The 11,139-nt window shown below is 67.9% G+C and carries 4 protein-coding genes; 3 read left to right on the forward strand and 1 reads right to left on the reverse strand.

Features of this window, described 5'->3' with window-relative positions:
• Both IP90_RS16370 and IP90_RS16375 read left to right on the forward strand, forming a co-directional pair.
• The coding region (locus tag IP90_RS16370; protein ID WP_144900744.1) for a S8 family peptidase at positions 1–1,765 on the forward strand (1,765 nt) is incomplete at its 5' end.
• A 187-nt stretch (positions 1,766–1,952) separates the two neighbouring features.
• A complete protein-coding gene (locus IP90_RS16375; RefSeq protein ID WP_144900745.1) occupies positions 1,953–2,663 on the forward strand; it encodes a response regulator transcription factor in 711 nt (236 codons plus the stop codon).
• Between the two features lie 26 nt (positions 2,664–2,689).
• On the opposite strand, the gene IP90_RS16380 is transcribed toward IP90_RS16375, so the two are convergent.
• Entirely contained in the window at positions 2,690–4,054 is a 1,365-nt protein-coding gene (locus IP90_RS16380) for a sensor histidine kinase (RefSeq protein ID WP_158635390.1), read from the reverse strand.
• A 257-nt stretch (positions 4,055–4,311) separates the two neighbouring features.
• On the opposite strand from IP90_RS16380, the gene IP90_RS16385 reads away from it, so the two are divergent.
• Positions 4,312–11,139, forward strand: a 6,828-nt coding sequence (locus IP90_RS16385; protein WP_144900747.1) for an ESPR-type extended signal peptide-containing protein, incomplete at its 3' end; no start/stop codon positions are given.

Raw genomic sequence — 11,139 nt, forward strand, 5'->3', positions numbered from 1 at the left:
AAGCCGCAACATCGTGCCGTTGGCGCGCACGCAGGCGCCGACCGGCTTCGACCGCTTCATCGTCAAGTATCGCGATGGCAGTACTGCGCGCCGCAGCACGACCGCGGTGACTGACCTCGCCAACGCCGCGCTGCGCAGCGCCCGCGTTCCGGGCGCGATGACCTCGGCCAACGGCGCGCGCGCCACGCTGTCGATGAAGCACGTACGCAAGACTGCCGTCGGTGCCGACCTCGTGCGCGCCTCGCGCCGACTCAACGCCACCGAATCGGCCGCCTTCCTCAAGCAGCTGCGCAGCGATCCGTCCGTGCTGTACGCGCAGCCGGATTTCATGAAGCAGCGCCTGGAGACGATCCCGGACGACACCTACTTCGGCCAGCTGCAGTGGGACTACACCGACCCGACCGGTGGCATCAACGCGACCACCGCATGGGATACCTCCAAGGGCGAGGGCGTGGTCGTCGCCGTGCTCGACACCGGCCACGTCGACCATCCCGACCTCGACGGCAACATCGTGCCCGGCTACGACTTCATCAGCTACTACGGCCAGACCACCGAGGAAGGCCTGTATCCGGACGTGGCAGGCGACGGCGACGGCCGCGACGCCGACGCGCACGATCCGGGCGACTGGACCGATACCAGCATGTCGTCGTGGTGCGGCCGCATCAGCAACAGTTCCTGGCACGGCACACACGTCGCTGGCACCGTTGCGGCGGTCGGCAACAATGCCAGCGGCATCGCCGGTGTCGCCTACCAGGCCAAGGTACAGCCGGTGCGCGTGCTCGGACATTGCGGCGGCCTGACCTCCGACATCGCCGACGCGATCATCTGGGCTTCCGGCGGCGAAGTCCCCGGGGTGCCGATGAACGAAACCCCCGCCGAAGTGCTCAACCTCAGCCTCGGCGGCGGCGGCTCGTGCTACGACGATCCGATGACGCAGGAAGCCATCGATGGTGCGATCAGTCGTGGCGTGACTGTCGTGGTCGCCGCCGGCAACGACAGCGACAACGCCGCCAACCACTCGCCAGCCAGTTGCAAGGGCGTGATCACGGTCGGCGCGACCGGCATCGACGGCGGCAAGTCGTGGTTCTCCAACTACGGTGCCAGCGTGACGCTGTCGGCACCGGGTGGCAACGCCACCAGCGGCAGCGATCCCGACGACCGCTGGATCTGGTCGACCGGCGATGTCGGCGCAACGACTCCGGAAGGCCCGGGCCTGATCGGCATGATCGGTACCTCGCAGGCCAGCCCGCACGTGGCCGGCGTGATCGCCTTGATGCAGAGCGCAGCGGTCGCCGCCGGCAAGCCGGTGCTGACTCCGGCGCAGGTCAAGAACATCCTGCGCGGCACTGCGCGTTCGTTCCCGATCGCACCTCCGATGAGTACACCGATGGGTGCGGGCATCGTCGATGCGGCTGCCGCTACCCTCGCGGCGACACAGGATGTCGGCGACGAAACGGCCGAGCCGCTGACCAACCGCCTGGCCCTGCCGGGCCAGACCGGCGCGGCTGGTGACGAACTGCTGTACAGCATCGAAGTGCCGGCCGGCACCCGCAGCCTGAACCTGCGCAGTTACGGCGGCAGCGGCAACGTTTCACTGTACGTGGCCTACGACTACATTCCGACTGCGGCGCTGCACGACCGCAAGTCGGCCAGGCCCGGCAACAGCGAAGCGGTGGTCATCACCAATCCGGCCGCCGGCACGTACTACCTGCGCATGGTCGGCGAGCAGGCCTTCACCAACGTCTCGGTGATGGCGCTGTACTGATCGGACCGAGTGACGGGCTGCATGACCAGGTACTGCTTGGTTGGAGAGGAGGCGAATGTTCTTCGCCTCCTCTTTTTTGTGCGGGTGAACGAGAGGCTGGGGTAGAGTACCGGCGCAGGCCCGGATCGCCTGATGGGCGTGCATGCTGCGCACGCGGTGTTCTTGCAATCTGCCGGAGATCGACACAATGGCCGCAGTGGTTGACGATTCCCCGCGCATCGTATTGCTCGAGGACGACGCCGAACTGCGCGAGGAAATCCTGTTGCCGGGATTGACGGGCTACGGATTCGCTGTCGTCGGAGTAGGCACGGCCGCGGCGATGTATGAAGCACTGCGGACGAACGCGGCCGATGTCGCAGTGCTCGATGTCGGCCTGCCGGATGCCGACGGTTTCAGTGTCGCGCAGGCGGTGCGTGCGCTGTTGCCGGGCATCGGCATCGTCATGCTCACCGGCCATGGCGAAACGTCCGACCAGGTCAGGGGCCTGAGCCACGGCGCGGATGCCTATCTGGTCAAGCCGGCCCAGGTCGAGTTGCTGGCCGCGACGATACGCAGCCTGCTGCGCAGGTTGCGCGGCCGCATCGCAACCGTGCCGGAAGCACGCTGGCATTACGACGCCAACGACTGGTGCCTGGTTTCGCCGACCGGACGCACCGTAGCCTTGAGCAAGACGGAACAGCGGATCATGGCGTGCTTCTCATCCGCGCTGGGAGAGCTGGTGACGCGCGAAAAGCTGGTCGCCGCGGTGGCCGAGAACGTGCATGACTACGATCCGCACCGGATCGAATCGCTGATCCACCGCCTGCGCCGGAAAGTACTGCGGCAATGCGGCGAATCGCTGCCGCTGATGGCCGTGCACGGTAAAGGTTACGTGCTGGAAGACGAGCGTCGCGATTGACGCTGCGCGCCCGCATCCGGTGCCGTTCAACCGGGTAGTGGCGCCGGCTCCAGAGGCAGCTGCACCAAAAAAGTGGTGCCTTCGCCCACTGTGCTGCGCACGCTGATATTGCCGCCAGCGGTCTTGAGCAGGTCGCGGATCACCGCCAGTCCGAGTCCGGTGCCGTCGACCGCATCCTTGGTGGTGAAGAACGGCTCGAAGATGTGTTGCAGCACATCGTCGTCCATGCCGTGGCCGGTATCGGACAATGCGATCTCGACGATGCCGTCGGGCTTGCCTTCCAGCCGGATGCCGAAGCGGCCACCCTGTTCCATCGCATCGCGCGCGTTGGCGGCGATGTTGAGGATCATCATCTCGAACTCGCTGCGATCGATCCGCACAGGCAGAGGCTCGGTCGGGTCCGGCATGTCCAGTCGGATGTTCCGCGGCAGCAACTGCCGCAGCATCGGCTGCAGTTCGGCGATGAGCCGGACCGCGTCGAACACCTGTGGCCGTGCCATGTCGTGGCGGCTGAAGGTGAGCAGTTTGCGCGTGAGTGCGGTGCCGCGCGCCGCCGCCACTTCGACGCTGCCCAATGCCTTGGAGAATGCGGCATCCCGTGCATCACGGTTCTCGATGTCGGGAATGTCGTGCCGCTGTTCGGCGTAGCCGGAAATCACGTCGAGGATGTTGTTGAAATCATGCGAGAGGCCACTGGCCAGGCGACCGGTGGCTTCCATCTTCTGCGAGTGGATCAGTTGCGCCTGTGCGCGTTCGCGCTCGGCCATTTCGCGCTGCAGGTCGCGGCCACGCGCGTCGGACTCGGCCAGGCTCTCGCGCAGCGCCTTGATCGAGCGGTCCAGCACGATGGTGATCAGCGAATAGCTGATCAGGATCACCGGCGCGTTGGCCAATGCCCTGCGTAGCGGCACACCGAGCTGGGTGGCGCGGATCGCATCGCTGACGAAGCCGGTGGCGAACACCAGCATCAGCAATCCGAAGGCGATCCATAGTGCGTTTCGTCCCAGCACCAGGCCGCTGATCACCAGCGTCAACATCGTGGGTGCCGGATCGAGCAGCTGCGATTGCACGCCGAGCGCGAAGAACGTGATGCCCATCGAGATCAGCTGTGGCGCGAGGAACAGCACGATCGCCGGCCGGAATCGGCCATGCCGGATCATCGCGATGCTGACCCAGGCCAGCGCGGCGATGACCATGTCCATCAGCAGGACGACCGGTTCGCCTGCTTGAATGCCGCGGGTCACGGCATGCCAGACCCAGGTCAACGGCAGCAGCGCGCCGTAGAACAACAGCAGCACCTGCATCACCGGTGCGTTGCGGCGGTCTACCGGATCGGCGATCGGCGCGCTGCGCAGCCAGTGGGCAAAGCCGTTCCACATTTGCAGAAGCACCCCTCGATGCAGCAGGCCATCCCGCCAGAGCGATGCGGATGGTGAAAACATGGTGAGTATTGATTGAGCAAGGCGTGCGTGACAACACATCCGCACCCGCCTTAGTTTCGCCGGGTCGGCGCACCGCGACCAAATGCGCCCAGGGTGGGCGATTTCCGACAACAACTGCTCGATGCAGCGGCCACATCCGTTTGTTGCGGGTGTCGGGGTCGACGGCGTCGTTTGTCCTGAAAAATTCGAAGGTGGGGAGAGGGTCGATGAACAAGGTTTTCAGTCTGGTATGGAGCCGTTCGCTGCAGGCGCTGGTGGTTGCGTCGGAACTGGCATCGGCCAATGGCCGCAAGGCAGGACGTCCGCGGCGCCTGGCCCATGCCGCATTTGGCGTGGTGGTGCTGTCGGCCAGCTTCAGCCTGGCGCCGCTGGCGCAGGCGGCTGAGTCCGGCAAGCCGACCTGTACCGTCAATCTTCCCGGCCAGGCCGGCGTCGCAGTGGACTGCGCGCAGCTGCAGCAGATCGTCGCCACGGCGCAGCGCGCCGGCGACCCGCGCAAAGGCCGCAAGGCGCGACCGGTGGTGGACAGCTTCGACTCGGACTACTTCAAGGCCAACGGCACGGGCGATGGCGACGATGCCAGCGCGCAGGGCGAAGGCGCCATCGCGATCGGCAGCGGCGCGCAGACGCGACCGTGGGTCAGCGATGAACTCGGCGAGAGCTTCGAAGCCGAAGGCGCGGTTGCGATCGGCCGGCAGTCGGTTGCCGAGGGTTGGGAAGCGACGGCGCTGGGCGCCAACAGCTTCGCTTCCAGCAACTCCGCCACGGCGGTGGGCGGGGAAAGCGGCGCCTTTGGCATCGGCTCATCGGCGTTCGGCCAGGGCTCGAAGGCGTTCGGACACGCCGCGACGGCGCTGGGCCAGGGCGCGATGACGTTCGGCTTCGGCAACACCGCGGTCGGTGCTTCCGCGATGGCCTCGGCCGAGCAGGCCGCAACCGCGCTCGGCGCGCTCAGCGAAGCGTGGAGCAATGGTTCGACCGCAGTCGGCGGGATGGCGATCGCGGCTGGCGAAGGCAGCCTGGCCGCGGGTTTCGATTCGCAGGCCGGTGGCTTCGAATCGGTCGCGCTCGGCGGTCATACGCGTGTCGGCAACGGCGAAGCCGGCGTCGGTGTTGGCGCGAATGCCGTAGCGCTGGGCAATGGCGCGGTCGGCGTCGGCAACAACAGCCTGGCCAACGGCAGCAACACGGTCGCCATGGGCCGCAACGCCGCCGCCAACAGCGAAGGCGCGCTGGCGATCGGCGGCAGCGAATGGACCGATCATGACGGCGATGGCATGCCTGATGTCGGTGAAGCGACCCTGGCGGAAGGCCAGAACGCGGTCGCCATCGGTGGCCTGGCCGGTGCCAGCGGCGACAACGCGCAGGCGATCGGTCATCAGGCGAATGCGCTGGCCGAAAACGCCACCGCCACCGGCGCGATGAGCATGGCGGCGGGCGAGAACAGCACCGCCACCGGTGCCAGCAGTGTCGCCAACGGCATCGACAGCAGTGCGTACGGTGCGCAGAGCCAGGCCGACGGCGATCATTCGACGGCCATCGGCAGCGGCAGCCTGGCCTTGGGCGTGGGCAGTTCGGCGGTCGGCAGTGGCGCCAATGCATTCGGCGAATACAGCGTCGCCAACGGCTATGGCAGTGCGGCCGAGGGCGCCGATGCGGTGGCCGTCGGCTCGAACAGCGCGGCCAGCGGCTCCGGCGCGAGCGCTCTCGGCGCCGCGGCACAGGCCGTCGGTACGCAGTCCGCGGCGATGGGCTTCAACAGCCAGGCGCTGGAAATGGCGACCACGGCGGTAGGCGGCCAGACCGTCGCCAACCAGTGGTTCGCGACGGCGATTGGCTACGGCTCGCAGGCCACCGGCTACAGCAGCGTGGCGCTGGGCGAGAACGTCCTGGCCACCGGCGAGATGAGCATCGCCATCGGCAACAGCTGGGCGGGGATGATGCAGACCCAGTCCAATGGCAACATGTCGGTCGCGATCGGCTCGGCGGCCGCGACCTGGGACAACTACGGCGTGGCCGTGGGCTCGCTGGCAGGCGCGAACACCGAATATTCCACTTCGGTGGGCGCGATGTCGGCGGCGATCGGCCAGCAATCGACCGCGCTGGGCGCCGCGGCGATGGCCGAGGCGGACGACAGCGTCGCCATCGGCTACTACTCCCACGCATCGGGAGCGAACAGCGTGGCGCTGGGCAACGAATCCGTGGCCAGCCGCGACAACACGATATCGGTGGGCAAGGCCGGCAGCGAGCGCCAGATCACCAATGTCGCCGCGGGCACCGAGGCGACCGATGCGGTCAACAAGGCACAGCTCGACGAAGTCGCCACGGGCGTCGCCGACGCCAACCACTACTTCGCCGCCAACGGCGCTGCGGACGGCAGCGACGATGCCATGGCCAGCGGCGACCATGCGGTGGCAACCGGCGCCTATGCCGTTGCCAACGGCATCGAAAGCAGCGCTTATGGTTACCAGAGTCAGGCCGATGGCGATTATTCGCAGGCCATCGGCAGCGGCAGCCTGGCCATGGGCGTAGGCACTTCGGCGGTCGGCAGTGGTGCCAATGCGATCGGCAACGGCGCTTCCGCATTCGGCGCGGGCGCGGTCGCCTTCCTCGATGGCGCCACCGCAGTCGGGTCGAATGCGCAGACCGCCGGCCTCAATACGGTCGCAGTCGGCAACGGCGCGGCCGCCAGTGCGACCGGCGCCGTGGCGATCGGTGGCCAGGCCACCAATGGGCTGGGCCAACCCATCCTTGCGGACGGCGGTACCAGCGAGCCGCTGGGGGCGGCGCAGGCGGCAGAGTTGTCGACTGCCGTCGGTGCCAGCACCTACGCCACCGGTAACTGGAGTGCGGCCTATGGCGTGGGCGCGTGGTCGGCCGGCTCGCAGTCGACGGCGGTCGGGGCACTCGCGATCGCTTATGGCGACAGCTCATCGGCCTTCGGTACCAACACCATGGCATCGGGCCAGAGTTCGACGGCGATCGGCCAGAGCGCTTGGGCGCTAGGCGACTACAGCGTCGCGATCGGCGTCGCCGCGAATACCTCCGGCAGCAATACCGTGGCCATCGGCAACAGCGCAACGGTCTTCGACTACAGCACCTGGAGCAATGTGTCCGACGCGGTTGCGCTGGGCTCGGCGAGCATGGCCAGCGCCGACCACGCGGTCGCGCTGGGCAGCAATAGTCACGCCATGGCCGACAACAGCGTCGCGCTGGGACAGGGTTCGCTTGCCGATCGCGCCAACACCGTGTCGGTCGGCGCGGCAGAGGCGTGGACCGACCTGCTCGGCACCAGCCATGAGGCGATCGACCGGCAGATCACCAACGTTGCCGCCGGTACCGAAGCCACCGATGCGGTGAACAAGGACCAGCTCGACGACGCCACGCGTTACCTGGAGGCCAACGGCGCCGGTGACGGCAGCGACGACGCCGTGGCTACCGGTCAATACGCCACCGCGACGGGTGCGAACAGCATCGCCAATGGCGCGGAAAGCAGCGTTTACGGCTACCAGAGCCAGGCCGATGGTGATTACGCCACCGCCATCGGCAGCAGCAGCTATGCCGGTGCGCTGGGTGCCAATGCGATCGGCACGGGCGCAACCGCGCTGGGCGAAACCTCCAACGCGATCGGCTATGGCAGCGTGGCCACCGGACTGGATGCGGTGGCCGTAGGCACCTCGTCGAACGCGTCGGGCGTCAATGCCCTGGCGATGGGTGCCGGATCCAGTGCCAGCGCCGACGTGTCGGTCGCGATCAACACCGGATCGGTGGCCGGGCTTTGGGGCGTGGCTCCGGGCGTCAACGCCGCGGGTGGCGTGGGGATAGGCGCCGCCGCCGTCGTCGGCGCCAATGCCGACGCCGGCGTGGCGCTGGGCTTGAGCGCCACGGTCGTCGAAGGTGCCTACCAGGGCGTCGCGATCGGCATGGGCAGCTATGTCGGCGACGCGCAGGGCATTGCGATCGGCGGATTCGGCGCGAGGTTCATCGACGGCTCAATCGAGTTGCGTCCCACCGTCGCCATGGGCACCGGCGCCGTCGCCATCGGCCTGGGCTCGGAAACCTTCAACGACCATGCCACGGCACTGGGCGCCTTCAGCACGGTCACGGCGCAAAACGCCGTCGCGATCGGCGCCAATTCGCTGGCCGACCGCGACAACACGCTGTCGGTCGGTTATGCCGATCACGAACGCCAGATCACCCACGTCGCCGCCGGTACCGAAGCCACCGATGCGGTGAACAAGGACCAGCTCGACGATGCCACGCGTTACCTGGCCAGCAACGGCGCAGGCGATGGCAGCGACGATGCCGTGGCCACCGGCGACCAGGCGGTCGCGACTGGCGCCAGCGCTGTTGCCAATGGTGTCGGCAGCAGCGCCTACGGTTCCCAGGGTTATGCCGATGGCGATTACTCGACGGCTGTAGGCAGCGGCAGCCTGGCGCTCGGTGCCGGTGCGTCGGCGTTCGGCAGTGGCGCCAATGCACTGGGCGAGAACAGCACGGCGCTGGGCACGGGTGCGCTGGCATCCGGGTTTGGCGCTTACGCCATGGGCAACGCGTCCAATGCCGCCGCGCGCAATTCGCTGGCGCTGGGCGGCATGGCCAGCGTCGACCAGTCTTCCGCCCTCGGCACCGCGATCGGCTACGGCGCCTACATCGGCGCCAACAGCAGTGCCGCCATCGCCATGGGCTTTGCTGCGGGCGTTGGCGATGGCGCCTCGAACTCCATTTCGATGGGCAACCTTTCGTACGCGGATTCTCCCTACACCATCGCCATCGGCAGCATGTTTGCCTACGTCAACCATGATGGCGGGCTGGGCCTTGCCACTACCGGTGCCAGTGGCTGGGGCGCCGTGGCTTTTGGCCCCGGTGCACAGGCGCTCGGCGACTACACCCTGGCCCTGGGTCCGGCGGCAAGCGTCACCGCGGCAAATGCGGTTGCGCTGGGCGGACTTTCGATCGCCGATCGCGAAAACACGGTATCGGTCGGTGCGGCGGACCACGAGCGCCAGATCGTCAACGTCGCTGCGGGCACGGAAGCCACCGATGCGGTGAACGTGGCACAACTCGACGACGCCACGCGCTATGTGGCCGTCAATGGTGCCGGCGACGGCAGCGACGATGCCGTCGCGACCGGCGAGAATGCCACCGCTACCGGCGCCAGCAGTGTCGCCAATGGCGTCGAGAGCAGCGCCTACGGTTCGCAAAGCTACGCCGATGCCGACTATTCGACCGCGCTCGGCAGCAACAGCCTTGCGCTGGGCATCGGTGCGTCCGCGATCGGCTCCGGCGCCAATGCGCTCGGCACGAACAGCGTTGCCAACGGCTACGCCAGCGTGGCCAGTGGCGAACTTTCGATCGCGCAGGGCAGCGAAAGCCAGGCGTTGGGCGAAGCCTCGATTGCGCTCGGCACGCAGAGCCTGGCCGAGGGTATCGACAGTATCGGCGTCGGCGCGGGCAGCTACGCGAGCGTTTATGGCACCGCGGTGGGGACCTTGAGCCAGGCCGGCATGTACGGGTCGACGGCGCTGGGTCACAGCGCGACGGCGAACAACGACTTTGCGCTGGCGCTGGGCGCGGTATCGACCTCGTTGGCGGTGGGCGGCATCGCGATCGGCACCGAAAGCTATGTCGATGCGAATGCGTACCAGGGCATCGCGATCGGCAGCGTCGTGTCCGCGATCGGGCACCGTTCGATCGCGATCGGTTCGCAGTGGACTACTGCCGGCGGTGACAGCGCGGTCGCGATCGGCGGCACCATGGCCTGCAGCGGCATCTGCATCGAGCAGAACAACGCCGCCTGGGGTGCGAACAGCGTTGCGCTCGGCGCCGGCACGCAGGCGCAGGCCGATGGCGCTACCGCGCTGGGCGCGGGTGCCAACGCCGGAGGCATTGGCTCGGTCGCGGCCGGCCAGTTCGCGCAGGCCTGGAGCGACGATGCGGTGGCACTGGGCAACACGTCGCAGGCGATTGCGGCCGGGTCGGTGGCGCTGGGCGCGTACTCGGTCGCCGATCGCGATAACACCGTTTCGGTCGGCGATGCCGGCACTGGCCTGACCCGACAGATCACCAACGTCGCCGCCGGCACCGAAGCCAACGACGCGGTGAACAAGGGCCAGCTCGACGAACTGTCCGACAGCATCGGCGATGCCAACTACTACTTCGCTGCCGACGGTGCGGGCGACGGCAGCGATGCCGCCGTGGCTTCCGGTGTAGGCAGTGTCGCCGCCGGCGCCAACAGCGTGGCCAGCGGTACTGGCACCGTCGCGTACGGTCGTGGTGCGCTTGCATCGGGCGAGCAGGCGATGGCGATAGGTGACGGCGCGCAGGCGGACTACTTCTACGCGATGGCGATCGGTGCCGGCGCCGTCTCCAGCAGCTGGGCGTCGATGGCCATCGGCCGCAACGCGATCGCGAGCGGCCCTCGTGCCGTCGCGATCGGCGAGAACGCGCAGGCCATGGACAACGGCAACGTTGCCCTGGGCTGGGCCAGCCAGTCCGTCGGCATGTTCTCCGCCGCGCTCGGCGGCTCGTCGGCGGCGATCGGCTGGAACACGCTGGCCGCAGGCTTCGGCGCGTGGGTGCTCGGCAACAACGCCACTGCGGTGGGCGCGGGTGCGGGCAGCTTCTATACGGTCGACGAGATCACGACGGTCGGCTCCAACGCGCGGGCCGACAGTTTCCGCGGCACGGTGGTCGGCGCGGGTTCCGTTGCGGCCGAATGGGCACCCGAGAGCACGATCGTCGGCGCCAATGCCTTCAGCTTCGACAGCAACGGCACCGCGATCGGCGAAAGCAGCCAAGTCTCCTACGGCGCGGCGAACGCGGTCGCGCTGGGCTCGGGCTCGCATGCCGATCGTGCCAATACCGTTTCCGTGGGTGCTTCGGGCCCATGGACCGACGGCTTCGGCGTCGAGCATCCAGCCTTGCAGCGCCAGATCACCAACGTGGCCGCCGGTACGGAAGCGAGCGATGCGGTGAACAAGGCGCAGCTGGATGAAGTGGCCGCTGCCGGCGAGGCCACCGGCAAGTTCTTC

This window comes from Luteimonas cucumeris (assembly GCF_007830035.1).
Classification (GTDB): Bacteria; Pseudomonadota; Gammaproteobacteria; order Xanthomonadales; family Xanthomonadaceae; genus Luteimonas_C; species Luteimonas_C cucumeris.

Coding starts and splice junctions, on each gene's coding strand:
- IP90_RS16375 (WP_144900745.1), top strand. CDS start 1,953: ATGGCCGCAGTGGTTGACGATTCCCCGCGCATCGTATTGCTCGAGGAC.